At 71.7% G+C, this 26,678-nt stretch carries 26 protein-coding genes; 10 read left to right on the top strand and 16 right to left on the bottom strand.

Going from position 1 to position 26,678, the window contains the following annotated elements:
* Positions 1-12: 12 nt before the first annotated feature.
* The 7 genes from ACIQMV_RS12215 to ACIQMV_RS12185 all read right to left on the bottom strand — a co-directional run bounded on the left by ACIQMV_RS12215 (position 13) and on the right by ACIQMV_RS12185 (position 6,861).
* The gene (locus ACIQMV_RS12215) at positions 13-810 is read right to left on the bottom strand and encodes an ABC transporter permease (protein ID WP_401774795.1); all 798 of its coding nucleotides are present in this window, start codon (positions 808-810) and stop codon (positions 13-15) included.
* Entirely contained in the window at positions 797-1,615 is an 819-nt protein-coding gene (locus tag ACIQMV_RS12210; RefSeq protein ID WP_402592585.1) for a 2-aminoethylphosphonate ABC transporter permease subunit, read from the bottom strand. Before ACIQMV_RS12210 ends, ACIQMV_RS12215 begins: the two co-directional genes overlap by 14 nt.
* Complete coding sequence (locus ACIQMV_RS12205; protein ID WP_402592584.1) at positions 1,608-2,765, bottom strand: ABC transporter ATP-binding protein; 1,158 nt, start codon at positions 2,763-2,765, stop codon at positions 1,608-1,610. Before ACIQMV_RS12205 ends, ACIQMV_RS12210 begins: the two co-directional genes overlap by 8 nt.
* Positions 2,765-3,466, bottom strand: coding sequence for a phosphonatase-like hydrolase (locus ACIQMV_RS12200; protein ID WP_402592583.1), 702 nt, complete (start codon positions 3,464-3,466; stop codon positions 2,765-2,767). Before ACIQMV_RS12200 ends, ACIQMV_RS12205 begins: the two co-directional genes overlap by 1 nt.
* A gap of 7 nt (positions 3,467-3,473) precedes the next feature.
* Positions 3,474-4,559: a TIGR03364 family FAD-dependent oxidoreductase gene (locus ACIQMV_RS12195; protein ID WP_402592903.1), complete on the bottom strand. Its 1,086-nt coding sequence runs from the start codon at positions 4,557-4,559 to the stop codon at positions 3,474-3,476.
* A gap of 194 nt (positions 4,560-4,753) precedes the next feature.
* Positions 4,754-5,509 (bottom strand): GntR family transcriptional regulator, encoded by a 756-nt coding sequence (locus tag ACIQMV_RS12190; protein WP_402592582.1) that lies wholly within the window; start codon positions 5,507-5,509, stop codon positions 4,754-4,756.
* A gap of 185 nt (positions 5,510-5,694) precedes the next feature.
* Entirely contained in the window at positions 5,695-6,861 is a 1,167-nt protein-coding gene (locus ACIQMV_RS12185; protein ID WP_402592581.1) for an ROK family protein, read from the bottom strand.
* Between the two features lie 56 nt (positions 6,862-6,917).
* On the opposite strand from ACIQMV_RS12185, the gene ACIQMV_RS12180 reads away from it, so the two are divergent.
* The gene (locus ACIQMV_RS12180; RefSeq protein ID WP_402592580.1) at positions 6,918-7,988 is read left to right on the top strand and encodes a Gfo/Idh/MocA family oxidoreductase; all 1,071 of its coding nucleotides are present in this window, start codon (positions 6,918-6,920) and stop codon (positions 7,986-7,988) included.
* Positions 7,985-8,479, top strand: a complete 495-nt coding sequence (locus tag ACIQMV_RS12175) for a heme-degrading domain-containing protein (protein WP_402592579.1) — start codon at positions 7,985-7,987, stop codon at positions 8,477-8,479. The genes ACIQMV_RS12180 and ACIQMV_RS12175 overlap by 4 nt, the downstream gene beginning before the upstream one ends.
* A 44-nt stretch (positions 8,480-8,523) precedes the next feature.
* On the opposite strand, the gene ACIQMV_RS12170 is transcribed toward ACIQMV_RS12175, so the two are convergent.
* Positions 8,524-8,958 carry a hypothetical protein gene (locus ACIQMV_RS12170; RefSeq protein WP_402592578.1) on the bottom strand — a complete coding sequence of 145 codons (435 nt, stop codon included), beginning with the start codon at positions 8,956-8,958 and terminating at the stop codon, positions 8,524-8,526.
* Between the two features lie 168 nt (positions 8,959-9,126).
* Here ACIQMV_RS12170 and ACIQMV_RS12165 point away from each other — a divergent pair, with 168 nt between their 5' ends.
* Positions 9,127-10,029 carry an LLM class F420-dependent oxidoreductase gene (locus ACIQMV_RS12165; RefSeq protein WP_402592577.1) on the top strand — a complete coding sequence of 301 codons (903 nt, stop codon included), beginning with the start codon at positions 9,127-9,129 and terminating at the stop codon, positions 10,027-10,029.
* A gap of 133 nt (positions 10,030-10,162) precedes the next feature.
* Here ACIQMV_RS12165 and ACIQMV_RS12160 read toward each other — a convergent pair whose 3' ends face one another.
* From ACIQMV_RS12160 to ACIQMV_RS12150, 3 genes are all read right to left on the bottom strand, one after another.
* Positions 10,163-11,035 carry a fumarylacetoacetate hydrolase family protein gene (locus tag ACIQMV_RS12160; RefSeq protein ID WP_141360602.1) on the bottom strand — a complete coding sequence of 291 codons (873 nt, stop codon included), beginning with the start codon at positions 11,033-11,035 and terminating at the stop codon, positions 10,163-10,165.
* Between the two features lie 168 nt (positions 11,036-11,203).
* Positions 11,204-11,899 carry a YidC/Oxa1 family membrane protein insertase gene (locus ACIQMV_RS12155; protein ID WP_402592576.1) on the bottom strand — a complete coding sequence of 232 codons (696 nt, stop codon included), beginning with the start codon at positions 11,897-11,899 and terminating at the stop codon, positions 11,204-11,206.
* A 105-nt stretch (positions 11,900-12,004) separates the two neighbouring features.
* Positions 12,005-12,343 (bottom strand): DUF6412 domain-containing protein, encoded by a 339-nt coding sequence (locus ACIQMV_RS12150; protein WP_402592575.1) that lies wholly within the window; start codon positions 12,341-12,343, stop codon positions 12,005-12,007.
* A 304-nt stretch (positions 12,344-12,647) separates the two neighbouring features.
* Here ACIQMV_RS12150 and ACIQMV_RS12145 point away from each other — a divergent pair, with 304 nt between their 5' ends.
* Positions 12,648-13,715 (top strand): SEC-C domain-containing protein, encoded by a 1,068-nt coding sequence (locus tag ACIQMV_RS12145; protein ID WP_402592574.1) that lies wholly within the window; start codon positions 12,648-12,650, stop codon positions 13,713-13,715.
* A gap of 46 nt (positions 13,716-13,761) precedes the next feature.
* Here ACIQMV_RS12145 and ACIQMV_RS12140 read toward each other — a convergent pair whose 3' ends face one another.
* On the bottom strand, positions 13,762-14,709 hold the full coding sequence (locus ACIQMV_RS12140) for a LysR family transcriptional regulator (protein ID WP_402592573.1): 948 nt from the start codon (positions 14,707-14,709) through the stop codon (positions 13,762-13,764).
* A gap of 96 nt (positions 14,710-14,805) precedes the next feature.
* On the opposite strand from ACIQMV_RS12140, the gene ACIQMV_RS12135 reads away from it, so the two are divergent.
* Entirely contained in the window at positions 14,806-15,966 is a 1,161-nt protein-coding gene (locus ACIQMV_RS12135) for a nuclear transport factor 2 family protein (protein ID WP_402592572.1), read from the top strand.
* Between the two features lie 185 nt (positions 15,967-16,151).
* Positions 16,152-17,828, top strand: a complete 1,677-nt coding sequence (locus ACIQMV_RS12130; protein WP_402592571.1) for a serine/threonine-protein kinase — start codon at positions 16,152-16,154, stop codon at positions 17,826-17,828.
* 51 nt (positions 17,829-17,879) lie between these two features.
* On the opposite strand, the gene ACIQMV_RS12125 is transcribed toward ACIQMV_RS12130, so the two are convergent.
* Positions 17,880-18,437, bottom strand: a complete 558-nt coding sequence (locus ACIQMV_RS12125; protein WP_402592570.1) for a hypothetical protein — start codon at positions 18,435-18,437, stop codon at positions 17,880-17,882.
* A gap of 497 nt (positions 18,438-18,934) precedes the next feature.
* Between ACIQMV_RS12125 and ACIQMV_RS12120 the strand changes: the two genes are divergently transcribed.
* From ACIQMV_RS12120 to ACIQMV_RS12110, 3 genes are read left to right on the top strand one after another with little or no spacing between them, the layout of a single operon-like run.
* Positions 18,935-19,372 (top strand): very short patch repair endonuclease, encoded by a 438-nt coding sequence (locus ACIQMV_RS12120; protein ID WP_253266163.1) that lies wholly within the window; start codon positions 18,935-18,937, stop codon positions 19,370-19,372.
* Positions 19,373-19,415: 43 nt separating this feature from the next.
* Positions 19,416-20,402 carry a DNA cytosine methyltransferase gene (locus ACIQMV_RS12115; RefSeq protein ID WP_141360594.1) on the top strand — a complete coding sequence of 329 codons (987 nt, stop codon included), beginning with the start codon at positions 19,416-19,418 and terminating at the stop codon, positions 20,400-20,402.
* Between the two features lie 46 nt (positions 20,403-20,448).
* A complete protein-coding gene (locus ACIQMV_RS12110) occupies positions 20,449-21,984 on the top strand; it encodes a DNA cytosine methyltransferase (protein WP_402592569.1) in 1,536 nt (511 codons plus the stop codon).
* Positions 21,985-21,994: 10 nt separating this feature from the next.
* Here ACIQMV_RS12110 and ACIQMV_RS12105 read toward each other — a convergent pair whose 3' ends face one another.
* Genes ACIQMV_RS12105 through ACIQMV_RS12095 form a run of 3 tightly spaced genes read right to left on the bottom strand, consistent with a single transcriptional unit; the run spans position 21,995 to position 26,009 of the window.
* A complete protein-coding gene (locus ACIQMV_RS12105) occupies positions 21,995-22,876 on the bottom strand; it encodes a DUF6339 family protein (RefSeq protein ID WP_141360592.1) in 882 nt (293 codons plus the stop codon).
* Positions 22,873-23,868, bottom strand: coding sequence for a hypothetical protein (locus ACIQMV_RS12100; protein WP_402592568.1), 996 nt, complete (start codon positions 23,866-23,868; stop codon positions 22,873-22,875). Before ACIQMV_RS12100 ends, ACIQMV_RS12105 begins: the two co-directional genes overlap by 4 nt.
* Entirely contained in the window at positions 23,865-26,009 is a 2,145-nt protein-coding gene (locus tag ACIQMV_RS12095) for a helix-turn-helix domain-containing protein (protein WP_402592567.1), read from the bottom strand. The genes ACIQMV_RS12100 and ACIQMV_RS12095 overlap by 4 nt, the downstream gene beginning before the upstream one ends.
* A 508-nt stretch (positions 26,010-26,517) precedes the next feature.
* Between ACIQMV_RS12095 and ACIQMV_RS12090 the strand changes: the two genes are divergently transcribed.
* On the top strand, positions 26,518-26,652 hold the full coding sequence (locus ACIQMV_RS12090) for a hypothetical protein (protein WP_402592566.1): 135 nt from the start codon (positions 26,518-26,520) through the stop codon (positions 26,650-26,652).
* Positions 26,653-26,678 lie beyond the last annotated feature (26 nt).

Below are 26,678 nucleotides of genomic sequence, written 5' to 3'. Positions count from 1 at the left end.
CGGGCCCCCGGCCTAGCGGTGGGCGGCTCTGGTGCGGATCCGGGAGACGGCGAGCAGGACCAGCAGGGTCGCCGCCATGAGGACGACGGCGAGGGCGGAGCCGGCGAACAGGGAGCCTCGGTCGGTGGCCGCGTAGATCAGGACGGGCAGCGGGGTCCAGTCCGGCGGGTAGAGCATCATCGTGGCGCTCAACTCCCCCATGGACAGGGCGAAGCAGAGGCCGGCCGCGGCGGTGAGCGAGGGCAGCAGCAGCGGCAGCCGCACCCGCCACAGGACCCGGGCGGGCCCGGCGCCGAGGGAGGCGGCGGCCTGTTCGTAGGCCGGGTCGAGGCGGCGCAGGGCGGCGGAGACCGACTGGTACGCGAAGGCCGTGACCAGCACGGTGTGCGCGATGACGACGATCCACCGGGTGCCGTTGAGCAGCACCGGCGGCTGGGAGAACGCGACCAGGACCGCCAGGCCCACCACCACGGAGGGGACGGCGACGGGCAGGACGAACAGGGCGTCCAGCACGGCGCGGTGGCGCCGCCCGAGTCCGGCGGCCGCGAGGGCCGCCCAGGTGCCGACGGTGAGCGCGAGCAGGCTCGCGGCCAGGGCGGTGAGCAGGCTGGTGGTGAGCGCCTGCGACGCCTCGCCGTGAGCGGCCGCCGCGTAGTGGGCCGTGGTGAGGCCGGAGGGCAGCACGCTCGACCAGTTCGTGGCGAAGGAGGCCGCCAGGATCACCAGCAGCGGCAGCGCGAACAGGGGCAGGAAGAGGACGAGGAACAGGGCGGCGGCGGCCCACCTGCCCTTGCGACTATGCACCAGCACGGCGGCTCACCACCCGGTAGAGGCCGTAGAGGCCCACGGAGATCAGGACGTTGACGACGGCGACCACGCACGCGCCCGGATAGTCGGACTCCAGGATGGCCTTGCTGTAGACGAGCATGGGCAGGGTCGTGACTCCTTTCGCCCCGGTGAACAGCACGATCCCGAACTCGTTGAGGCACAGCACCAGGACGAGGCTGCCGCCGGCCGCCAGCGCGGGCAGCGCCTCGGGCAGGATCACGCTGCGGACGATCCGGGGCGCGCGGGCCCCGAGCGAACTGGCCGCCTCCAGCTGCGCGGTGTCCAGCTGGGAGAAGGCGGCGAGCAGCGGCCGCATCACGAACGGGGTGAAGTACGTGATCTCGGCCAGCAGCACGCCCCACGGCGTGGTCAGGAACTGGAAGGGTCCGTTCGCCGCCCCGGTGACGTCCTGCCAGAGCCCATTGGCCATGCCGACCGTGCCGTAGACGAAGAGCAGGGCGAGGGTGATCAGGAAGGAGGGGAAGGACAGGAAGACGTCGACGAACCGGGCGACCGCCTTCGCGCCGGGGAACGGCACGAAGGCGATGACGAGGGCGAGCAGGAAGCCGAGCACGAGGCACCCGGCGGTGGCCGCGAGCGCCAGCCACACGGTGGTCCACAGGGCCTCGCCGAACGCGGCGGAGGCGAAGACGTCGGTGTACGGCTGGAGGGAGGTGCCGCCGGTGTCCGGCTGGACGGACTGCCGCAGGACGAGGGTGAGGGGGTAGAGGAAGACGAGGGCGAGCACGGCGACGGGGGGCGCCGCCCACAGCAGGCGCCTAGTCATGCCGGGCACCGTTCACGGCGGGCGCCGGGGGCTGGGCCCGATCCTGGCCCGGTGCGTTCGCGGCGGACGCCTGATTCCTACGGGCACCGCCCATGGCGCGCGCCTGGTCGTGCGGGGGTCCGGGCGGCAGCAGCACCGCGTCCTCGGGGGCGAAGTGCACGGTCACCCGGTCGCCGAGGACCGGCGGTTCCCTCAGTTCGGCGAGGTCCGCCATGACGCGGTGGCCGGCGACGTCGACGTGGAGCCGGTGCGTGGCTCCGCGCCACTGGACCTCGCAGACGGTTCCGGTCAGCGCGTTGGGCCCGTCGCCGAGCCCCACCAGGTGCGGCCGTACGCAGAGGGTGGCCCGGGAGCCGCGCGCCGCACCCGCCGCCGCCACGGCCACCTCGCGCCCGGCGAAGAGCACTCCGCGCTCCCCCACCGTCACCGGCAGCAGGTTGGCGCTGCCGACGAAGGACGCCGTGAACTCGTTCGCCGGCGCCCGGTACAGCTCCCGCGGTGTGCCGCAGGCCTGCAGCCGCGCCCGGTCCATGACCGCGATCCGGTCGGCCAGGGTCAGGGCCTCGTTCTGGTCGTGGGTGACGTAGAGGATCGACACCTCCGGCAACTCCCGGTGCAGCCGGGCCAGTTCGGCCAGCATTCCGGAGCGCAGCCGGGCGTCCAGCGCGGACAGCGGCTCGTCGAGCAGCAGGACGCCGGGCCGGATGGCGAGCGCCCGTGCGATGGCGACGCGCTGCTGCTGGCCCCCGGACAGCTCCCGGGGGTGGCGGCGCGCGTAGTCCGCCATGCCGACCATCTCCAGCGCCTCGCGGACCCGGTCGCGGACCTCGGCGCGGGCGAGCCTGCGCGCCCGGAGGCCGAAGGCCACGTTGTCCTCGACCCGCAGGTGCGGGAAGAGGGCGTAGCTCTGGACGACCATCCCGATGCCCCGCCGGTGCGGCGGCAGGTCCGTCACATCGCGTCCGCCGAGGTACACCCGCCCGGAGGCGGGCCGCACGAACCCGGCGACCGCCCGCAGCGCGGTGGTCTTGCCGGATCCGGACGGCCCGAGCAGCGCCATGACCTCGCCGGGCTCGACGGTGAGGTCGAGGGCGTCCAGGACGACCGTGCCGTCGTAGGCGACGGTGACGGAGTCGAATCGGATGCCCATCAGCCGGCTTCCCTGAGTACGGCGGGCAGGTCGGCCACGGAGCCGAGGACATGGGTGGCGCCGGCGTCGTGGAGGTCCTGCGCGCCGTGCGCCCCGGTGAGCACACCGGCGACGACGCCCGCCCCGGCGCGCAGGCCGCTGAGCACGTCGTAGGTGGTGTCGCCGGCGACGGCCACCCGGCGTACGCCGTCGGCCGCCTTGGTGCGGAGGAACGCCTCCAGCACCATGTCGGGGTAGGGCCGCCCGCGCCCGCCGGCGTCGGCCGGGCAGAGGGTGAGCGGCACGAGGTCGCGCCAGCCGAGGGCGTCGAGGATCGCGTCCTGGGTGACGCGTGCGAAGCCGGTGGTCAGCACGACCGTGCGGCCGTCGGCCCGCAGTTCCTCGATGGCCTCGCGGGCGCCGGGGACCGGGGCGACGAGGCCGCCGTCGACGAGGCCGCCGTAAGCCTTCTCGAAGGCGGCGTTGGCCCGCTGGGCCAGGTCCTCGGCACCGAACAGGTGCCGGAAGACGGAGATCTTGGACTCGCCCATGGTGGCGCGGACGTAGGCGAGCTTGTCGTCGTGGTCGGCCGAGCCGGGCTCGACGCCCAGCTCGGCGGCGGCCGTGGCGAAGGCGCGCTCGACCAGGCCGCCGTCGGCGACGGTCGTGCCGGCCATGTCCAGTACGACGAGTCGGATGTCGGTGGTCGTCGTCTCGTTCATCGGTTCCTCACCAGCCCAGTTCGTTCGCGGTGTGCTCGGCGATCGCGGGTGCGCAGGTCATGCCGCGCCCGCCGGGCCCGGTGACCAGCCACACCCCGTCGCGGACCTGCTGCCGGTGCACGACCCGGCCGGGGTCGGTGCACTGCGCGTACACGCCGGCCCAGCGGCGCCGGACCTTCGGCAGCGGTCGGCCGAGGAGGGACTCGACGACACGGGTGAGGTGGTCGTACGGGTCCTCGACGGTGTCGAAGGCGAAGGGGTGCTCGTACTCGTGGGTGTCGCCGATGGTGAGTCCGCCGTCGGCGCGCTGCACCATGAGCAGCTGCATCCGGTGGGCGGCGGCGATCTCGGCCTGCGGCCGGCTCGCGTTGAGCTCGTCCAGGGCCTCGGACGCGTAGGCCGGGTAGTACCGGAAGCTGTCGGCGTCCGCGACCGAGGTCGGCAGCGGCTCACCGAGCGGGTCGGTCTGCATCATCTGCAGCCGGACGCGGCGCACCGGCAGGTCGGGGCCGGCGAGTGCCCGTACGAGTCCGCCGAGCCAGGCTCCCGTGCACAGCACCACCACGTCACCGGTGTGGACGTCGCCGTGGTCGTCGCGGACGGCGCCCTCACCGACGACCTCCCGGACCTCGCGCCCGGGCAGGAAGGTGTAGTTCGGGTGCTTGAGCAGTTCGGCGCGCAGGGCCAGCTGGGCGGTGCGCGGCTCGACGGCCGCGTCGCGCTCGCAGTACAGGGCCGCGTCGAACTCCCCGCGCAGGGCGGGGTTGAGGGCGCGGGCCTCGGCCGGGGTCAGGAGCTTGCGACCGCGGACGGCGGCGTCCGGGCGGGCCACGGCGGCCTCGGCGACGGCGCGTTCGAGGTCGCCGCGCACGGGGGTCAGGGAGCCGTTGGCGCGGAAGCCCAGCGCGGGTACGCGGCCGCCGATCTCCTCCCACAGCTCCCGGGCACGCAGGGCGGTGTCGAGTTCCTCGCCGACCGCGCGGCCGCTGACCCATATCTGCCCGAAGTTGCGCAGCGAGGCGCCGCGGGCCTCAGCCTCCCGCTCGATCTGTACGACCTCATGGCCGCGTTCCACTGCTTGCCAGGCGTGCATGGTGCCCACCACGCCGGCTCCTACGACTGTCACTCTCACGACGGCCACGTTCCTCCCGCACAGGTAACCGGAGGGGTCCTGCTGACGACGGGAGCCTGAACGAGCCGTCAAGACTGGGCTAGACCCGTTATCTTCTCGTGATGCGCGGGCGCCTGATGGGCACCCTTCTCGTCATCCGCGGGTGGGTGGTGTCCTCAGCCGCGCAGATGCGTGGTGAAGGAGAACCGGTCCCCTCGGTACAGGCTCCGCACCCGCTCCAGCGGGCGCCCTTCCGTGTCCCGTGAGACGCGGTGGATCAGCAGCATGGGCACCGCGGGCGGGGTGCCGATGAGCAGGGCCTCACGCGGGGTGGCGAGCACCGTCTCGATGCGCTCGTCGGCGTCGCCGAAGGCGATGCCCAGCCCTTGGAGGTAGGCGTAGAAGGAGGAGTCGGGGTCGAATCCGGTGTCCAGGTGCGGCACCCGGGCCACCGCCACGTAGGTGCTCTCCAGGCCGACCCGTTCGTCGTCCGCGAGGAGCACGCGCTCCAGGTGCCAGACGGGTTCGCCGCGGGTGAGTCCCGTCTCGGCGGCGAGGGGCTCCGGGCAGGGGAAGCGGTCCAGGGTGACGAGCGAGCGTCCGGGGGTGCGGCCCTGCCGCCGTACGCCTTCGGTGTAGCTGACCAGGGACAGCGGCTGCTCCAGCTTGGGGCCCGCGACGACCGTGCCGCGGCCCCGGCGCCGCAGCTTGCCCTCCAGGATGAGCTCGCGCAGCGCCTGCCGCACGGTCTCGCGGGCGACCCCGTACTCCTCGGACAGATCGCGCTCGGTCGGGATCGGCCGGCCCTCCCCCAGTTCGCCGACGAGGTCGTCGATCCTCGCCTTCACCGCGTAGTACTTGGGGATCCGGCCGTGCTCCGGGACACCGGAGCGCACCGGGGCACCGGGAGCCTGGTCGTTGGGGTAGTCCACGCGGAGATCGTCGCAGATCCACCCGCCGGCCTCGGCGGCACCTCCGCCTCGGCCCCGGCACGCCACCGAGGACGGGCAGCGCGGCGGGGTGACCGCCCCGGCACCGGACTCGGACGGTTTCGCACGTCCCCTCGATCGGCCCCGGCGGCACGCGCGGACCCGGAAAGGGCGACGCCGGACACCTGTCAGGCGTCCCCCCGCCCGAACATCGGCGCGAGCAGCAGCTGTGCCGCGCCCTCCGCGACCCCCCGCTCGCCTCCCGGCGCGATCCGGACCGGCACCATGTCGTCCGGCGCCCCCTCCCGCCGGGCCCGCGCCGCGAGCACCTCGGCCACGCCCGCCACGAACACCTCGGGCGCCGCCGCGACCGTTCGACCGCCGAGCAGCACCAGTTCGATGTCCAGCAGGCCCACGAGGTTCGCGGCCCCGGCCCCCAGCACCCGTGCCGACTCCGCGATCTCCCCCCGCTCCACGGCCGCCAGGCACAGTGTCTCGACACACCCGCGGTCCCCGCACCCGCACAGCGGACCGTCCAGCTGGATCACCTGGTGCCCGAACTCCCCCGCCCCGGTCCGCGCCCCCCGGTGCACGCTCCCCCCGATCACCAGCCCGGCCCCGAGCCCGGTACCGAGGTGCAGGTACGCGAACGAACGGCCCTCACCCGCGACCGCGAGCCCCAGCGCCGCCGCGTTCGTGTCCTTGTCGACCACCACCGGCACTCCGAGCCGCCGCGCGAGCGCGTCCCGCAACGGAAACCCGTCCCACTCCGGAAACCCGGTCACCCGGTGCAGCACCCCACACCGGTGATCAAGCGGCCCGGGCAAGGCCACCCCGACCCCGACGAGGGACCCGGCATCGGCAAGCCGGGGACGGATCCCGAGCACGTCCCCCACCAGCCCCTCCACCTCGTGGGCCACCGTCGCCACGACGGATTCCGCGCCCGCGCCGAGGTCCAGCGGGCGGCGGCGTTCGCCGGTCACCGTGCCGTTCAGGTCGACGACGACCACCCGGAGTTCGTCCCGGTCGACGTGGACTCCCACCGCGTGCCCCGCCTCCGGCACCAGTCGCAGCACCGTGCGGGGTTTGCCCCCCGTGGACGCCCGCCGTCCCGCCTCCGCCGCGAGACCCTGCTGCCGCAGTCGCGCCGTGATCTTGCTGACCGCCTGCGGGGTCAGCCCGGTCCGTTCGGCGAGTTCCAGCCGGCTGATCCCCTCCGCGCCCGCCCCGCGCAGCAGGTCGAGCACCAGCGCGGTGTTGTGGCTGCGCAGGGCCAGCAGGTTCGCCCCCGCCGTCCCCCTGCCCGTCACTCCCGAGACCGTCACCGCGTCCGCTCCGCCCTTCCCACTGTTCACCCCGCCATTCTCCCCCGCGCTTGCACTTCGGCAACAGCGTTGCGAAAGTAGGGGGCATGACTGGCACCCCCCTCCGCGTCGGCCTCGTCGGCTACGGCCTCGCCGGCTCCGTCTTCCACGCCCCGCTGATCGCCACGACAGAGGGCCTGACCCTGGACACGGTCGTCACCTCGAACCCGCGGCGGCAGGAACAGGCCCGCGCGGAGTTCCCGGACGTCCGTCTCGCCACCGGCCCCGACGAGCTGTTCGCCCGCGCCGGCGAGCTCGACCTGGTCGTCCTCGCCTCCCCGAACAAGACGCACGTCCCGCTCGCCACGGCCGCCCTGAAGGCGGGCCTGCCGGTGGTCGTGGACAAGCCGATCGCCGGGACGGCGGCCGAGGCCCGTGACCTCGCCGCCCTGGCCGACGAACGCGGACTGCTCCTGTCCGTCTTCCAGAACCGCCGCTGGGACAACGACTTCCTCACCCTGCGCCGGATGATCGCCGAGGGCGAGCTGGGCGACGTATGGCGCTTCGAGTCCCGTTTCGAGCGCTGGCGTCCGCAGCCGAAGGGCGGCTGGCGCGAGTCCGGCGACCCCGCGGAGATCGGAGGTCTGCTCTACGACCTCGGCAGCCACGTGGTCGACCAGGCCCTGGTGCTGTTCGGCCCGGCCACCCAGGTGTACGCCGAGGCGGTGGTGCGCCGCGCGGGCGCCGAGGCGGACGACGACACCTTCATCGCGCTCACCCACGCCAACGGCGTCCGCTCCCACCTCTACGTCTCCGCGACGGCCGCCCAACTCGGCCCCCGCTTCCGGGTGCTGGGCTCCCGGGCGGGCTACGTGAAGTACGGCCTGGACCCGCAGGAGGCCGCCCTGCGGGAAGGCATCCGCCCGGGCACCGAGGGCTGGGGCGCCGAGAACGACACTCTGTGGGGCCGCGTCGGTTCCGGAGAGTCCCCGCTGACCGGCGGCGGCCGCCCCGTACCGACCCTGCCCGGCGACTACCCGGCGTACTACGCGGCCGTGGCCGCCGCCCTCCGCGACGGCGCCCCGAACCCGGTGACCGCCCGGGAGGCCGCCGACGCCCTCGACGTCCTGGAGGCGGCCCGCCGCTCGGCCCGCGACGGCGTGGCGGTGCGGCTGTGACGAACGACGTGCGCCCGGCCCCCGAGACCACCCCGGGCATCGAGGAACTGGAGGCGCAGGAACGCCGTCTGGTCCTCCCCCGCTTCACGTACGACGACGCCTGGGCGCTGGGCTCGCTGCTGGTGGAACTGGCACGGGAGCGCCGGGCCCCGGTCGCCGTCGACATCCACCGCGCGGGCCAGCAGCTCTTCCACGCGGCCCTGCCCGGCTCGACCCCCGACAACGACGCCTGGATCGCCCGCAAACGCCGCGTGGTGGAGCGCTACGGCTGCGCCTCCTACCTGGTCGGCGCCCGCTTCCGGGCCAAGGGCACGACCTTCGAGGCCTCCTCCCGCCTGGACCCGGACCTGTACGCGGCCCACGGCGGATCGTTCCCGCTCCACGTCGAGGGCGCGGGCGTGATCGGCACGGTGACGGTCTCCGGCCTGCCGCAGGTCGATGACCACCGCATGGTGGTGGAGGCGCTGGAGCGGTTCCTGGGCGAAGGGTGAGGGACCGCGAGGATCACCGACGGCCCACCCGCCCGGTCACGGGTTCAGAGGCGCCAGAGCAGCGCGACCAGGCTGACGAACGCCAACAGGCCCATCGGGACCAGGAAGGGTGAAACACCGGGCCGTCGGGAGACCGAACGGGACAGTGCGGCGATGGTCCTGGTGTTCACCAGGGCCGCCACCGTCCAGAACACCGTCCAGAGCGGTTCGAAGAGCCAGGCCGGGGAGTCGGCGAAGAAGTTGTGGCCCAGCAACCAGTAGAAGCCGTCGTTCAGCCACACCACGGCGGCCACCAGGAGCGTCCAGGGCATGCAGAGGATGACGGTCAGGAACCGGGCCGTCGAGTCGGTGTCCACCAGGCCCAGGCCCTCGGCCGACGCCAGGATCCCCAGAACGGCGACAAAGCCGAGGTATGCGCCGGTCGTCCGGTCGCTGGTCGCGTCCTCCACGACACGGCGGATTCTCAGGGTCGCGGTCACGTACGGTCCTCCGCTCCGGGCGATCCCCCTGCCGGAGACCGTCACGCACGATCAAGGTTAGTGCGCTCGGGGGAAGCCGGGAATCGGCCCGGGACGCCCTCCGGCCGGGGCCTGCCGGACGCGTGACGATCAAGGCACAGCAACCCCCGTCCGGAGGGATCGGAACCGATGAGCGACACCACAGGCCCCGCGCGCCCCTTGCCGGAGACCATCGGCCGGTACGGCATCTGGAGCATCGGACTCCGCTCGGAGAACGCGGCCCGGCGCGCCGAACTCGCCGAGGCCGCCGCCGAGTTGGAGGAACTCGGCTACGGAGCCGTCTGGCTGGGCGGCAACAGCACCGCCCGCAACGCCACCCCGCTGATCGAGGCGACCGGGCGGATCGTCGTCGCCACCAGCATCCAGAGCGTCTGGCAGCAGGACGCCGCCGGGACCGCGGCGGAGTTCACCGCGCTGGAGGCCGCCCACCCCGGCCGCTTCGTGCTCGGCCTCGGTGTGAGCCACGGCCCGCGCGTGCAGCAGTACCGGAAGCCGTACTCGACGATGGTCGGCTACCTGGACCGGCTCGACGAGCTCGACCGGTCCGGCGAGGGCGGCGTGCCCGCCGGGCGCCGGGTACTGGCCGCCCTCGGCCCCAGGATGCTCCGGCTCTCCCGGGACCGGGCGGCCGGCGCGATCCCGTACCTGGTCACGCCGGACCACACCGCGCAGGCCCGCGAGATCCTGGGCGGGACGACGCTGCTGGCACCGGAGTTCAAGGTCGTCCTGGAGACCGACCCGGCCCGCGCCCGCGCCGTGGCCCGCGGGTACCTCGCCCCCTATCTGGAACTGCCGAACTACACCGACAACTTCCTGCGCCTCGGCTTCACCGACTCCGACGTCACCGGCGGCGGCAGCGACCGTCTGATCGACGCGGTGTTCGCCTGGGGCGAGGAGTCCCGGATCCGCGAGCGGATCGAGGCGTTCCACACGGCGGGCGCCGACCACGTGGCACTCCAGGTGGTCGCCGACGGCCCGCGCGACGCCCTGCCGCGCGAGGAGTGGCGCAAGCTGGCCTCCCTGCTGGCGTGAGCGGACCGGGCCACGGGGCGCGGGACTGTGCCGACGGTGCCGACATGCGGATCCGCCACGCGGGCACGGCGAGCCACGACGGCGCCGCGGGCCCGGAACCGCCCGCGGTCTCCCGGCCCCGCCGGCGCAGCGCCTACGCGTCCTTGAGTTCCTGCCGCTGCCGGCCCAGCCCCTCGATCTCCAGCTCGACCACGTCCCCGGCCCGCAGGTACGGCTTCGGCTCGGGCTGGCCCAGGGCCACCCCGGCCGGCGTACCGGTGTTGATGACGTCACCGGGGTACAGGGTCATGAACTGGCTGACGTAGCGCACGACTTCGGCGACGGGGAAGATCTGGTCGGCGGTCGTCCCGTTCTGCTTCAGCTCGCCGTTGACCCACAGGCGCAGCGGCAGCGCCTGCGGGTCGGGGACCTCGTCGGCGGTGACCAGCCAGGGCCCGAACGGGTTGAACGTCTCGCAGTTCTTGCCCTTGTCCCAGGTCCCGCCGCGCTCGATCTGGAACTCCCGCTCGGAGACGTCGTGCGCCACCGCGTACCCGGCGACGTGCGCGAGCGCCTCCTCGTGGGACTCCAGGCAGCGGGCCGTGCGGCCGATGACGACCGCCAGCTCCACCTCCCAGTCGGTCTTGGCGGCGCCGCGCGGCACGAGCACGGTGTCGTTCGGCCCCACGACGGTGTCCGGCGCCTTGAGGAAGATCACCGGCTCGGCGGGCGGCTCGGCGCCGGTCTCACGGGCGTGGTCGTGGTAGTTCAGCCCGATGCACACGATCTTGCCGATCCGCGCGAGCGGCGGCCCGATCCGCGACGCGGCCGCGTCCGACCCGGCCCCTTCCAGCGCGGGCAGTTCCCCCGCGGCGGCGGCGTCCCGGATCCGGCCGAGTGCCGCGTCGTCGGCGAGCAGAGCGCCGTCGATGTCCGGGACGACGCCCGACAGGTCCCGCAGGACCCCGGTCGCGTCCAGCAGCGCGGGCCGCTCCGCACCCGCCGTACCGACTCGCAGCAGCTTCATGTGTCAACTCCCTCGATCGCGGGCGCCCGGCCGATGAGGGCGACCTGGGTGCGGCAGACGCAACCATCGGAGGACTGGTCGATCGTCCAAGGTCGACCTCCACTCCGCAAGAGCGCGTTCACGTACTGGACCGTAGGCCCGCCCGGCAGGACGGCCGCTCCCGCGCGCTCACCGGTACAGCAGGACCCGCTCGGCCGCACTCCACGCCGTGCTGGTCACCACGTACAGCGCCGCGGCCAGCGGCACCACCGCCACGGTGACCAGGGTGAAGAAGGACATGTACGGCACGGCCTTGCCGACCGCGCCCGCGGCGCCGCCGCTCAGGCCTGCCACATCGGTCGTGTCCAGGGACTTCCTCGCCCGGAGGAAGTTGAACGCGGCGATGACGGCCACCACCGCGAACAGCCCCAGATACACCGCCCCGGCCGCCCCGAACACGCCGTCCCCGGCCAGGGCGTCGGCCCACCGCCCGTCGAGCGGCGCGGCCAGCAGCCGGTGGCCGAGCAGTCCGTCGCCGTCCGCGGCCGGTGTCGAGAACAGGTGGTACAGCAGGAAGAAGGCGGGCATCTGCAGCAGGCTGGGCAGGCAGCCCGACAGCGGCGACACCTTCTCCTCGGCGTGCAGCTCCAGCACGGCCTTCTGCAGCTTCTCGGGGTCCTTCCGGTACTTCCTCCGCAGCTCGCCGATCCGCGGCTGCAACGCGGACCGCGCCTTCTGCCCGCGCGCGGCGGCCCGGGACAGGGGATGGAGGAGGAGTCGTACGAGCGCGGTGAACAGGACGATCGCGGCGGCGGCCGCGGAGGCGTGGAACAGCGGCTGAAGCAGGTCGGCGAGCCGCTCGACCAGGCCGGCGAAAACGGACATGGGTGAGCCCTCCGGGGGTCTCGTCGTGCCAGGCGTACGGGAATGGCGTACGGGGATGACGGCATGACGACCCGCGCGGGGTCACGAGGTGAGGTGTGCGGTGCCCTACGCGGTGGTCGCCGGAAGGGCGCGCCCGGGTGCCCGGGGCCGCGGCCGGCCCGCGGCGTCGGGATCGCGCTGCGGCAGGAAGGCCGTACGGCGGTCCCGGTCCCGGATGGCCGTACGCACCCGGGTGGGCGGCACGGCGGGAGCGCAGCGGGAGGCGAGCACCGCGCAGACGACGAGCGCGGAACCGGCCGCGGCGGTCGCGGCGAGCGCGACGGCCAGGGTTCCGGGCAGACCGCCGGTGTCGAACAGGACGACCTGAAGCAGCAGGAGGGGCAGGAGGAGGGACAGGAGCAGCGGCACGGCGGCGGGGCGCGTGGCGACGCGACTGCGGATCACGTCGGCTCCCTCCCCGTGAGCGTGCGGTGCGGTGCGCTGGTGCCGGTTGCCGGTTGCCGGTTGCCGGTTATCGACGGGCGGCGTGCGGCATCCGGCTCACCATAGCGGCGTGCAGACCGTTATACCGGATCGATCTCGAGCGGTTGCAGCAGCCGCCTCGGCCAGGGTGCGGGAAGGGGGTGCGGGCACAGGACGGGGCGTACGGACGAGGGTTGGCCCCGGGGGTGGGGTTCCCCGGATCCTCTGGGTCCCCTGGCCTGCAGATACCTCACGTTTGTCGGTGTCCGGCAGTACGGTGTCCCCCATGCGCCCCGCCACGCCCGCCGAAGACGCCGACCACGCCACTGAAGCGGCCCGCCTCGAGCGGACCGCAGATCTGTACCCCGAGGACGCCGAGGCCCTCCTCCTCCAGGCCGCGGCCCACCGGGAACTGTCCGGCGACCGCCCCGCCGCGACGACCCTCTACGACCGCCTGCTGTCCTCCCCCGCCGACCTGGAGAACCCCCACCTGGTCCGGGCCCTCAAAGCCGCCAACCTCTGGGAGTACGGCCACGAGGCGGAGGCGAGAGCGATCATCGACGGCGTCCGTTCCGCGGCGCCCCGCGACCCGGCCCCCTGGGTGATCGTCGCGGAGTCCCTGGAGGCCCACGACGAACTCGAAGCAGCGCACGAGACGTTCACCCAGGGCGTGGAACTGCTGCTCGCGGAGGCCCAGGAGCCCCCGCACGCCACCCACCCCCTCCTCTTCGGCCGCCACCGCGTCCGCCGCATGCTGGGCGCGGCCCACGACGACTGGGACATGCTGGCCGACACCCTTCACACCTCCCCGGTCCCCCTGGACGAGCTCCACGACCCGAAACGCGTCTGGTCCCTCGGCTCGGAGAACCCGGCCGAACTGCAAGCGGAGATCACCCGCCTCCGCGCCGAACTCGGCGCCTACCGCGCGGCCCTCTCCCGCCCCTTCCCGGTGGCGGTCCTGCACTGGCCGGCGGAGGAACTGTCGGAACTCCTCACGGCCTACGCCGGTCTCACGTCCGAATACCCCTCCCACGAGACCCACTTGGCGACGATAGAGGCGTCCCTTCGCGAACTGTCCTCCTCCGGCACTCCCAACCTGGGCATCGTCACGGGCACGGTCCCCTCCTACGAGGCCTTCGCCGCCTCGGAGGCCGCCTCCCCGTCCGACCCGACCCTGCTGCCCCAGTACGCGACGACCCTGGCGGCCCGGGGCCGCGCGGTCACCTGGCCGCCGCAGCGAGGGGCGCTGTGCTGGTGCGGGTCGGGGCAGGCGTACGGGGAGTGCCATGGGGTGCCCAAACCCGCCAAGACCGCCGAGCCCGCCGAGCCCGCCGAACCTGCCGGAACCGTCTGAGCGGGCGGGAAGCGAGCGGATCCAGTCCCGTTCGCGGGCGTCCGTCTCAGCCGTCCGGTACTTCGTGGGCGTCGGTCGCAGCCGTCCCGTGCTCGGCCTGGGCGGGGCGGCCGGCCGCGAAGGCTGTCACGAGCCGGTCGAGCAGGGGCGCTGAGCAAGGGTGCGGGTCGCGGCGCGGAGTGATCGTGTAGATGCCGCGGGCCGGGGGATCCACGAGGGCCACCGCGGTGACGTCGGTCCGCAGCGCGCCGGCCAGCACCCCGGGTATCAGCGCGATGGCGTGGCCGGTCGCGACCAGGGCCAGCTTGCCGGGCAGATCGGCCGCGACAAGGTCGATGCGGGCGGTCACCCCGGCGCGGGCGGCGTGCTGGCGCAGCAGCGCCGCCGAGCCCTCGTTGTCCTCCACCCACGTCTGGTCGGCCAGCGCCCGAACAGGTACCGGACCGCACCCGGCCAGCGGGTGGCCGACGGGCAGCACGACGACCATCTCGTCCATGCCCAGGAACCGCCGTTCGAGACGCGGGTCGTTGGGCAGCCCCGGTGGCGCGTCGGTGACCACGGCGACGTCCAGGTCGCCCGCGACCACACGGTCGTACAGCTCCAGGCTCAGTCCGGGCGACAGGCTCCACCGGACGGGTCCGGCCGTGTCCAGCAGGCGGCGTATCGCCACGGGCACGATCCCGGCGGCCAGGGACGGCGTCGCGCCGACGGCCAGTGGCCGGCCCGGCGCACCGTCACGCAGGTCCCGTACGGCACGAACCGCCCGGTCGGCCTCGGTGAGCGCGGCCGTCGCATGATGGCGGAACACCTCTCCGGCGGGCGTCGGACGCACGCCACGCGCATGCCGTTGCACCAGCGGCACCCCGAACTCGCGCTCCAGTCCGGCGATCTGCCGGGAGACGGCCGACTGCGTGTAGCCGAGCTCGTCGGCCGCCGCGGACAACGACCCGAGCCGGCACACCATCACGAAGGTCCGCCATGAAGTGAGCGTCATGGCCCGCAAGTATGCCCGCCGGTATGCGGATCCGGCAGGGCTCCCCTGCCGGATCTGCGCTTGTCGCACCCCTCCCGATGCCCCACGCTCGGACGCATGACCACACCGCACACCGTCGCCGTGCTCGGCCTGGGCCGCATGGGCGCCGCGATCGCGACCCGACTCGCCGGCCTTGACTGGGACGTCGTCGGCTGGACACGATCCGGTCGTCATGTCGCGGGCGCCGTCGAGACGACCCACGACCCGAACGACGCCGTGGCGAAGGCGGACATCGCGCTCCTGACGCTGTTCGACGGCCGGGCCTGCCGGCAGGTCGTCGAACGCATCCGCCCCGCACTGCGACCGGACACGGTCGTGCTGAACACCAGCACCATCGCCCCCGCCGAGGCCTCGGCACTGGCCCGCCGGCTCGGCCCGTCCTACGTCCACGCGCCCGTACTCGGCTCCGTACCGGCCGTCACCACGGGCACCCTGCGGATCCTCGCCGCGGGCGACCGGGAGGCGCTCGACCGGGTCCAAGCGGTACTGCGGGCGCTCGGCACCGTGCTCCCCGTCGACAACGCCGCCACCGGCGCCGCGCTCAAGCTGGTCGCCAACAGCAGTCTCGCCGGCGCCGTCCTCGCCCTGCGCGACTCGCTGCGGCAGGCCGACGCCCTGAACCTGCCCCGTGCCCAGGCGCTGGACGTCCTCGAACTCGGCCAACTCGGCGGGCTCGTCGGTCGCAAGCGGACCTTCCTCCTTGCTGACGAGTCGACCCCGGCCCCGGCCGAGTTCACGATCGGCGCGCTGGCCAAGGACATGGCGCTGCTGGCCACGGCGTCGAACAGCCCCCTGCGCAGCGCGGCCGACCTGGACGGCACCCCTGCCGACCCGGAGGCCGACATCGCCGTGGCCGCCACGGTCCCCGCCGTGGACGACACCGTGCTCGAACCACTGCGCCTCTACGTCCGCGGCCACGCCACCGGCGACCCCACCCACTTCCGCGACGCGTTCCTGCCCACCGCCCACATCGAGGGCATCCGGGACGGCGCGTTCGTGTCATGGCGTCTGGACGAGTACTGCGCGCTCTTCAACGGCCGCCCGGCCGCCGACGAACCGACCCGCACCCGCCGCATCGACACCGTCGACGTCCACGGCACCATCGCCACCGCGTCCATGACCCTCCGGCACGGCCCGGACACCTTCACCGACGTCTTCCTGCTGGTCCGGGCCGAGGGCGGGTGGCGCATCGCCAACAAGGCGTACCACCGGAGGTGACCGCCGGCGCGGAGCATCCTCGCCGAGTACGCCCACGGACGCGCCGGTCCGGGTCCCGCCTCGATCCGCTCCCCAACGGCCCTGACGACCGCCCCTGATCACAGCCTCGGCAACACGCTTTAGGGTGCTGCTTGTTGGTCGACTCACCGGATCTGGGGATCTGGGGATCAGGGGGACGAGGGCCGATGAACAATGCCGGTGCGACTGAGGTGTTCCAGCCGCTGCAACCGGACGACCCTCCCGCGGTGGCCGGTTACCGCCTCGCCGCCCGGCTCGGCGCCGGTGGCATGGGCCGGGTCTACCTGTCGCACACGCAGGGCGGCCGCCCGGTGGCGATCAAGGTGGTCCGCCCGGAACTGGCCGACGACCCGGCCTTCCGCCGACGGTTCCGTCGGGAGATAGCCGCCGCCCGCCGGGTCCGAGGCGCGTACACCGCCGAGCTGATCGACGCCGCCGCGGACGGCGTACCGCCCTGGCTGGCCACGCTGTACGTACCGGGCCCGTCCCTCACCGAGGCCGTCGCCCGGCGCGGACCGCTGCCGGTTCCGGCGGTGCTGTGGCTGATGGCGGGGGTGGCCGAGGCACTGCAGGCCATCCACGACGCGGGCATCGTGCACCGGGACCTGAAACCGTCGAACGTGCTGCTGGCCGCCGACGGCCCGCGCGTGATCGACTTCGGCATCTCGCTGGCCTCGGACGTCACTTCGCACACCACCACGGGCGCCGCCATCGGCACACCGTCGTTCATGGCTCCCGAACAGGCGTCCGCGGGCGAGCTCACGCCGGCGACCGACGTCTTCGCGCTCGGCCAGACGGCGGCGTTCGCGGCGCTGGGCGAGCCGTTGTACGGGACCGGACCGGCGGTCATCGTGCTGTACCGGATCGTCAACGAGGAACCCGACCTCTCCCTCCTGCCCGATGAGCTCCGTCCGCTGCTCGCCCGGTGCCTGGCCACCGATCCGGAGGAACGCCCCACCCCGGCGGAGGTCGTCGAATGGTGCCGCCAACGGCTGGGCAAGGACGCCGACGCGGGCGGCGGACCGGCCGTCTGGCGGGAGATCGCGGGACCGGAGGTGACGGTCCCGCCCCCGGTCCCCAACCCCACCCAGGGATACACGCTGCCTTCGGCCGGCTGGCCGCAGCCGACCGTCCCGGCCCCACAGCCCACATGGCCGCGGCCGCCGATCCCTCTCAACCCGGAAGAACAACGCACCCGCAGACGCCGCACCGCCCTGGTCGCGATCGCATCCGTGACGGCGGGCGCGCTCCTGCTGGCCGGCCTGACCTGGACGGCCATGAACACGGTGAACCGGCTCCGCGACTGGGAGACGGCCGCGTCCTCGACGCCCCCTCCGAGAACGTCCGCACGGTCCTCGGCGTCCGCATCATCCTCACCAGCAGCCACACCGGCCTCGGAGGCCGACAACGGGGCACCAGGACCGTCGCACCCCTCCTCCGCCGCACCCGAGCCGCCGAAGGCCCTCCCGTACCCCGGCATATTCCTGGACCGGAAGAACTCCCTGAACATCAAGGAGGGGGTCGAGCGCAAAGGTCGCAAGGGGGACATCCGCTTCGACTGCAAGGAAGTCGGCTGCGAGCTGAAAAGCGACACCAGCGCGCTGGCCCTGCTGCCCGGCGAGCCCGGGGCCTCCTTGGACGACTGCCGTCTTACACTCAGCGCCTACGACACCCACCACGCCGACGATCGCCACGTCCTGCTGGCCGCGGCGGCGGGCGGCAGCGAGATCTGCGTCAAGCGCCCTTCCGGAGACATCGCGCTGCTCGTACTCCAGGTGAAGTCGACCGCGATGCCGGAGATCGGCTTCATCACCATGGACATGACGGTCTGGCGGGCGGCCTAGCCGGGCCTGCACCCTGCGGCTCGGCGGCGGGCGAACCCGGCAGCACGGGCACTACGTCCCTCTGGCGAACGGATTGCCGTGCCCGGGAAGCTGCCCGTCCGGCGGCACATACCGCAGCCGCCCGTTCGGGTCGGTCACCTCTGTGTACCCGGCAGCTTGCAGGAGGGCGGCGTACTTGGCTCTGTAGCGTCGGTTGACGACGAGTCCGAGGGGCACGAGGGCCATCACCGCGGCCCAGACGATGCCGGTCAGGACAACGGCAGTGGTGCCCGTGCCGATCTCGAAGCCGACGAGCAGGGCCAGCGGAACGGCGCCGGCAGCCGCGAGCAGCACCCGTTGCTTGTCGGTGAACTTGGCGGTGATATTGAAGGTGATGCGGGCCTTCAGAAGCTCGACCTCATCGGGCACGAGGGTCGGCAGCGTGCCCCCGTCGCTCGCGTCCGGGTACCGCGCCCAGTTCTGCGCGGCCCGCGCGCGGGCCTGCGGGCTGGGGTCGGGCACGATCAGCATCACGTACCCGTTGCCGTCCGGCCCACCGCCCTGCCCTATGTCCGCGTACTCGTACCCGAACTGCTCGGCGATGAAGGCGAGTCGAGTGAACTTCTTCATCGACCCCATGGCGGGAGCGACCTGAACGGGCCCCCCGCTCGCCATCTGCCCCAACATCTTCCGTACATGCCGGTCACTCACCCGGTACCCCCGCCCCTGACACGGCCTTGGCAGTCGCCGACGACCCCGTCATGTTCTCGTCAACGTTGACCATGCTTGTCGATCAGCGACTGCCGCCACAACCAGTCGCAGCGCCCTGGGCGTCCTCAGCATCCTGGGCCTGCCCCCGGGGCCATCCTGCGGGTCCTGTACGACCACTCGCTGTCCTACCTTCTCGTCGGCCTCGGACTGTCGATGGCGGTGGTTGCGGCTTCGACGACGCAGCATGGGCGGTTGGTTTTGCTACGTTGCGGAGCAGGAAGAACCGGGGGTAGGTCCACGCGTGCTCCACGTGTCGTCCAGGTTTGGAACGCCGCGAAGGTGCCTTGGTGCTCGTCCACCCGGAGACCTCCGCCATAGCCTGTAACCGATACCGAGCCCGCCGGCAGAATGGCGTCGTGCCCGATGCCCTTCCCTCCTCCGCCGCAGTCTCCGCCCGTATGAGCCGGCAGGGCTCTCGTGATACCGCTGTGGAGATCGCGGTTCGGCGACTGTTGCACGCCTCGGGCCTGCGCTATCGCGTGAACGTACCGGTGCCGGGCATGCCGCGCCGCACGATCGACATCGTCTTCGGCAAGTACAAGATCGCGATCTTCATGGACGGTTGCTTCTGGCACGGCTGCCCACAACACGCCACGCATCCGAAGGCCAACGCGGATTGGTGGCGCGCCAAGCTGGATCGGAACATGGCCCGTGATCGAGAGACCACCGAACACCTCGCCGCCCAGGGCTGGACGGTACTGCGGTTCTGGGAGCACGTACCGCCCGGCGAGGTGGCAGCAGCAGTGCGGGCGGCGGTGGATCTGAAGAAGCGGGTGCGGGGCGCCGCAAGGTGAGAACGCGGTCGTCGGGCCGTGTGTTGGACTGAGGGGGGAGCGAATGACGGACCGGCTGTGTTTCGTGGATGTCTGCGCGGGTGCGGGCGGCCTGGCATCGGGGCTGGAGAGCGCGGGCTTTTCACCGGTGCTCCTGCTCGACAACAAGCCCCAGGCGTGCGAGACGATCCTGACCAACCGGCCTCGTTGGAAGGTCGTCTGCGACGATCTGATCAGCTTCCTCCCGGAGGAGCACCCGGAGACCCTGGACGTCGATCTGCTCTCGGCAGGCCTGCCCCGGGTGAAGTCCTCGGCGGCGGTGAGACGGTCGGACAGCGAGCCGGAACTGCGACTGCTCACCGCCACGGTCTACCTGGTCCACGCGATCCAGCCGCGCGCCCTGCTGCTGGAGAACCTGCCCGCTCTCGTCGACTCGCCCGCGTATGCAGAGGTCAGGGAGTTCATCGAGGGCGAGCTGGCGCATCTTGGTTACCGGCTCCGCTGGTTCGTGCTGAACGCGGCGGACTTCGGCGTTCCCCAGGAGCGACTGCAGGGCGTTCTCGTGGCGATCAAGGAGCCGTGGTTCCGTGCCTTCGTTCCGCCTGAGCCGACGGTGAGCGAGCACGTCTCGGTCGGTCGGGCGCTGCGTCGATCGATGAGCGCCCGGGGCTGGTCCGAGGCTGATGCCTGGGCGGACCAGGCACGGGCCGTGGCGCCGACCCTCGTCGGGGGCTCGGACAACCGGGGCGGAGCGGACCTCGGCCCCAGCGGCACGAAACGGGCCTGGGCTCGGATGGGGGTGAACGGCGGCGCGTTCGCCGACGAGGTACCGGGGCCGGACTACGTGTGGCCACGCTCGGACGAGGCAGCCCGGATGCTGAAGATCACGGTGGACCAAGCGGCCGTACTTCAGTCGTTCCCCCCGGAGTGGCAAATCACCGGCCGGAAGACGGCCCGGTACCGGCAGATCGGTCACGCCACCCCTCCGCCGGTGGGCACGGCGCTCGGCAAGGCCATCGCGACGGCCCTACGGTCGGCCGCCCGTGCATAGGAAGGGCGGGAATGCCACTCCCGATCGCCGGCTACACTTCAAGCCCATGAGCCACATCGAGAACGCACCCCCCTCACCTGCGGTTTTCCGCATCTTGGACTTGTTCGCGGGGCCGGGCGGACTGGATGTGGCAGCGGATGTCCTGGGTCACCGGGTCACCGGCATCGAGTGGGACAAGAACGCGTGCGCCACCCGCAGCGCGGCGGGGATGGACACCTTTTACGGCGATGTGAGGAAGTATCGCGCGTCCTTCTTCCCTCACGCCCAGGTGTTGACAGGTGGACCTCCCTGCCAGACCTTCACCGTAGCCGGACATGGCGCCGGCCGCAGGGCACTGGACCAGGTGTTGGGCTACATCCAGCGCCTGCACGATGCCGTGCGCGTGGAGAACGGGGAGTGGAAGGAGATCTTCCGGGAGTGGCGTGAGATCTCCGAGGAACTCCGGCTGAAAGCCGAGCTGGCGAAAGAGGTCAAGACCGAGAAGCGTGAGGTCGAGGCGCGCAGGGGCGAGAAGCGCAAGGCCCTCGCACACAACCTGAAAGAACGCGGCAGCTCCCCGAGAGAGATCAAGGAATTCCTGAAGACCCTCGGGGCCCCACAGGACCTCGACCTCGAGGACGACGAACTCAAGCGTCTGATCGAGGAGTTCAGTGCCCTTGAGGATGAACTCGATGGCTTCAAGGTCAGGCTCGAAGAGTTGGGCGACGAGCGGACGGGGCTGGTCCTCCAGCCCCTGTGGTGGGTGATCGAGCGGAGCCGACGCCCGGGGTCGAAGCCTTACGAAGCCGTCGTGCTGGAGCAGGTGCCTGCCGTCATGCCGGTGTGGGAGAAGTACGCCGAGGTACTCACCACCCTTGGCTACCGGACCAGGACGCAGTTGATGCTCACCGAGGCGTTCGGGGTTCCGCAGACCCGGAAGCGCGCGGTGCTCATGGCACGGCTCGGAGGAACCGGCGTCCCGGAGGTGGCCGAGACCCACGAGCGCTACCGTCCCAGGAACGTTCCCACCAGGCCGTCGGCGACCGACCAGGCCGACACTCTGCTGTGGAACGCTCGGGAGGAGTCACTCGACGGGACGCCGAAAGCGGCTTGGGTGTCCATGGAGACGGCTCTCAAGAAGGCGCGCGGCCTCGCCCCCCACCTGCCGGACCGCCCCGCCTTCACCGTCGTGTCGAACTACGGGACCGGTGGCGATCCCAGCGCGCGTGGCCGAAGGGACCACGACGCCCCTTCCTCGACGATCACCGGGAAGGTGTCCCGGAACCGCCTGGTCCACCGAGGCACCGACACACCTCTTTCTCACTTCGACCGCTTCACCCTCGCCGAGGCGGGGGTGCTCCAGACGTTCCCGGTCGCGTATCCCTGGAGCGGCGGTGACCAGTCGCAGCAGATCGGGAACGCCGTACCGCCCCGGCTCGCCCTGCACGTGCTGCGGCAGGTACTCGAACCCGAGGCGACTCACGAGGAGGCCCGCGCCAGGCTGGAACAGGCTGCCGCGGCTCTGGAGACCTGGCGGCCCAGTGAGCCGGTGAAGATCCGCGAGCACGGGCAATGGGCGGGTCACCCGCTCACCGGCAGGTGACCTCTCCCGTTCAGGTCTGAGGTGCCCGCCCCCTGACCGGAGCCGTCTCGAAGAGTTCCGTGAAGTACGCGGTGAGCGCCGCCACCGACTCCTCAGGGGCCGGGTCCTCTTCGGGGCCGGTCGGCAGTTCGTGCCGCGGCACCGGCGGCGCGGACTCGGCCTCCGCGATCCACTGGCGGAGCGCCTCCGGGTCACGTGGTTCGTCGGGCGCCAGCACGTCGTAGACCAAGGTGGCACCGGCGGTGCTGATCGCTGTCATGAGGCCGTTGATCTCTCGGCCCGTACTGACGACATCTCGTTCCAGGACCCGTACCAGGGCCTGCGCGGTAGGACGATGGTCGACCAGGTCAAGGCGCAGTGCGTTGTGGATCAGATCCTGGTTGGCACAGGCCGCGACCACCGGTGCGTAGTCGTCACCGTTGCGGAACATCTCAGCCGCCCACCACAGGCGCGAGAAGCACTGACGGTCCGCCGTGCCCTTGAAGCGGGCGCTGTTGATACGCGGCTGCCCTCCACCGCGCGTCGGAGGCGCCGGAGGATGCCGGAAGGCCACGTAGTCCGGAGCGACGGCCAGCGCGAGGTGGTTCCAGATCCGCTGATCGGCGGCCTCACGCCGAGTGAGGCGCAGGGTCGCGTGCAACCGGGGCGCGAGCCAGCCGTCGGCGTCCGTCCGGTTCTCCTTGAACTGGTGCACCGCGTCGTCCACCAGGTCCCTCAGCGGTTCGACCGCCCACCGGGCGTCGTCCTCCGGCAAGGGTTCGACGACCTTGGCCAGGTCGACGCCTGCGTGCCCCTGCACTCCCTTGAGAAGGTCCTCGGTGAGGAAGGGATCGGCGGCCGTCGCGGACAGCAGGCCCAGCCGCTCGGGAAGATGATGAGGCTTCTCGATCATGCGCTGCCCTCTCGGTTCATCTTCTGCAGTGCGTGCAGGACGTTGGCGAGCGCCTTGCTCGCACCGGCTCGGCGTACGGCGGCGTAGTGGATGCGGGTCTGCAGCTCCACCCATCCGGCATCGCCGGTCCGACGGCGGTGGACCTGACGGAGTGCCTCCTCGACATGCAGACCCGGTACCACGTCGGGGAGCATCTCGCGCAGCACTTCCCCCCGCCAGTCAGTGGGGAAGACGGGCGAACCATCGGGTTCGACCTCCAGGTCGCCCACGGCGCTGTGGAAGACCGCGGTCCACACGTCGGTGGCCATCTGGGAGACGAGGATCTCGTGGACCTTGTTCTCCATCCCTCCGCTCTCGCCGCCCAGGAGGTCGGAGAAGCCCTCGATGTCGGTGTTGACCATCACCACGGGCAGCCGGCCCGAGGCGTCGATCACCCAGGGCACGTCCGCGTAGGGGCGCAACCATTCCCGCGCGCTCTTGGAGAAACTCGCCTGTTTCACGTCCAGGCGCAGACCTCCGAGAGGCTCCTCGGCCGTGACGTCGACGGTCCAGTCGCCGTCCGTCTCCGTGATCGCCCGCCCCGGCACCTCGCCGACCGTGGCGACCGCGTGGGCGGACAACGAGGCACGACTCACGTGATCGTCGCGGAACAACTCCATCTCACCGGACCACTCCTTGCTGCCCGGGGCGTCCTGCCGGAGTTCGGCGGAGGTGCGCACATTGCTGGCGCCCTCGATGAGCACCGCCAGGACCCGCAGATCGCTCCACGGGGCGTCGACATCGGTGGCGCCTGGAGGCAGGGTGGCAGACAGGCCGATCCTGGCCGACACCCAGTCCTCGTGCTGTGCCACACCCAGGGCCACGGTCCGCTGAGGGATGGAGAACGCCGAGATGTCCAGGTGATCGCGACTGCCGTCGGGCAGCCTGAGGGAGGCCGAGGTCACCCTCAGGGTGATCGGACGGTTGAGTCGCTTGTACGGGTAGAACTTCACGCCTCACTCCCTGTACCGGCACGGAGTTCGAGAACCAGTCGCGTGAGTTCGGTGCGGACCGGATGGCTCGTGGCATCGGTGGAACCCTGGAAGACGGCTCGGCGCACACCCGGCGTGAAGCGGAGCACGCCGCCCTCGACCTCACAGCCCTCCACGGCGACAAGTTCCGCCCAATCGAGCCTGGGTCGGCTGCCCGACCGGACGTCGAGGAGCACCACCGGTGTCATGGCGGGTAGTTCCTCGGCACGTGGCAGCTTCACTTCGGCCGTGATCCGCCACTCCCCGCCGGCGCCGATCTCGGCGTCCAGCCCGTCCAGTTCGGGCACGGTCCTCCCGGAGGCACGCTTGGGCGCGGCACTCTTTTGCGGGACGGTGAGCTTCTTGCGCAGCTTGGCACTCTCCTGCGACCGGGCGCCCCTCGGCCGTACGACCAGGTCCTTCACAGCCGCGTTGACCTCGGTGGTCAACCTGGCAATGCGGTGGTGCGCAGTGTGCGACCAACGGAGCGTCAGCTCCTCGGACTGCCCCCAGCGATCGTGCTCGGGCGGTTCTGCGGCGCGCAGGAACTCCTCGGCCTCCTCGGCGAAGGGCGCCGACTCCCCGGCCGCGTGCCCGACCAGGAGGACCGCTTGGAAAGGATTGACACCCAGCGGCAGGCCTGCGACGCCCGACTTCTTGATGGTCATCCGGTTGCCGCGCAGCGAATGGACCTGGTTCGGCACGTCGTCGCCCTCCGCGTCCGTGACCAGGAGCACTCCCGGGTGTGTGCCGAGCGTGCCACGCCGCCCTCCGGACACGGGCAGCCGAAGCGGGACTGTGCGGAGAGCCACCTGACCGGCCTCGGTGAGCCGGTCCACGGTCGTCCCTTCGTAGAAGGCGCGCAGCGCACGCGCGCGCGCGGGCTGTTTGTCCAGAGGGTCGACCTTCACCTCGTCGATGACAACTTCGTCATTGCGCATTGCGCAGACCGTGGTCTCCAACAGTGGGAGCCTGTTGCCGCCTCCCGTCATGGCCGCCCAGAAGTCCCGACCCAGCGCCTCGACCAGGCGTCGGTGCATGGCGCGGATGTCGCGGGTCCCGTCATTGCTCCCGTTCTCGTCCTCGTCGAGCGAGTCTGCTTTGCCTTGTTCGAGGCTCGCCACATCATGGGCGCCGACAATGAGGAAGGACGTGCCCGGCTCATCGCCGTCGCGGGTGAGGTGGAGACGCTTGAGCGTCTCCTCGTCCGCCCACCAGGAACGGACCACTTCCGCCCCAGGTGTCTCGGGGTCGGGGCGGCCCAGCCAGGCGGGTCCCGCGTACGAGTTGCCGTCGACGGAGCGCCACGGCAGCTCCAGTCGACCGATGACACGGCGCTCGGTGCGGCCCTCGTGAGGGACGGAAAGCGTGGAGTTGATCAGCACCATGCCGAGCGCGCTGGTCGCCCAGAGGGTGGCCTTGCCGAGCCCGTAGGAACCACCCGCCCCCCGGCCGGACTTGAGACTCTCCAGTTGCCGGCGGACGACCGCCGCGAACTTGCCGTCGCCGTAGTCGTCACCGGTGAGACCGGAGGCGTTGTAGTCGTCGATCCGCAGAAGGATCAGCCGACCCATCTCGAACATGTCGCGCACACCGGCGTCCACGACGCGTCCGACCTTCTGATCGGCGGCGGACTCGGAGACTGCCGAGTAGTGGGGCTGGAGGTCGTCCCAGAGTACGGCGGCACGAAAAGCGTCCAGCTTCTCGCCGGTCAACTCGTGGATCGTGTACCGAACCCGGACCGGACGACCGTTCTCCACAAGCCGTTCGTCGAGACTGTTCTGGCAGGTCTCGCGTGCGAGCACCTGAACGTCCGCGTCGAAGGCAAAGGCCGCGGCATTCCCGCCGTCACGCCCGCCGTCCTGGTAGCCGGGCCGGTGGTACCAGGTGATGGGGAGACCGGCTTGCGTGTCGGTGGTGCGGGTGTGCACCGTGCCCAGGTCCGTGCCGAGCGCCTTGGCGATCTCCCCCATGACGGTCGGACGCGGGACCGAGCGCTTGGTGATCCACGCCGAGACCGCGGCCCTGGTCAGCCCCAGCTCGTCGGCCAGCTCCGCCTGCGTCTTGCCCGCGAGTTTGAGCTGACGGGACAGCCAGGGCCCGAACTCCTCACCGACCTCCATGTGGCCTCCCACTCTTCGCTGTATGTCGTTGTGCCCCCGGTGACGGACAGGCTAATTTGACGCCCAGACACACGTCAACTGATGTTTGACGCGAGCACGGTTCACCCTACCGAGGCCCCCTGTCCAGTTCGACCAATATGACCAATCCAGGGCCCCTTGTCCGACAACGCGTCCGGACGGCGAGGCTGCGAGGGCCGACCAGGAAATCCTGAACGCAAACGCTCGCAGCAATCGGAGGCGTCAACTCCGGAAACTGGTAAGGGCTTTGGGGTAGCACGAACGAGTGACGCCCCCTAGGATCATCGGCAACGGCAGCTGCCGCCTCACTCGGGAACTCCCGCGTGACACTGGGTGAGTTGTATCCACTTGCATTTGAACTGCCCCGCACGTGCTCATGGTACGGGGGCCCTCGACCAGAACCGGAGAATGCGAGATTTCCATGGAAGACCCTCCCGAGGAGACGGAACCTCCGCACCCCTCCCCTCACTCACTGCGTGAACTTCACTCCGTGTCACTGATGATTTCGTTAGCCAACTCCCACGTGGAAAGAAAGCAGATCCTCCACTCGTTCGGAATGACGATCGAGGAGTTCGACGAGCTCTTCGGTCACAGTGATGGATTTGCCGATCCCGACAGCGACTGATCCCGCGAAAGCTGGCACCTCCTCAA

The organism is Streptomyces sp. NPDC091412 (assembly GCF_044756885.1).
Classification (GTDB): domain Bacteria; phylum Actinomycetota; class Actinomycetes; order Streptomycetales; family Streptomycetaceae; genus Streptomyces.
The sequence above is the reverse complement of the archived record's forward strand: the minus strand, read 5'-3'. Positions and strand labels throughout refer to the sequence as shown.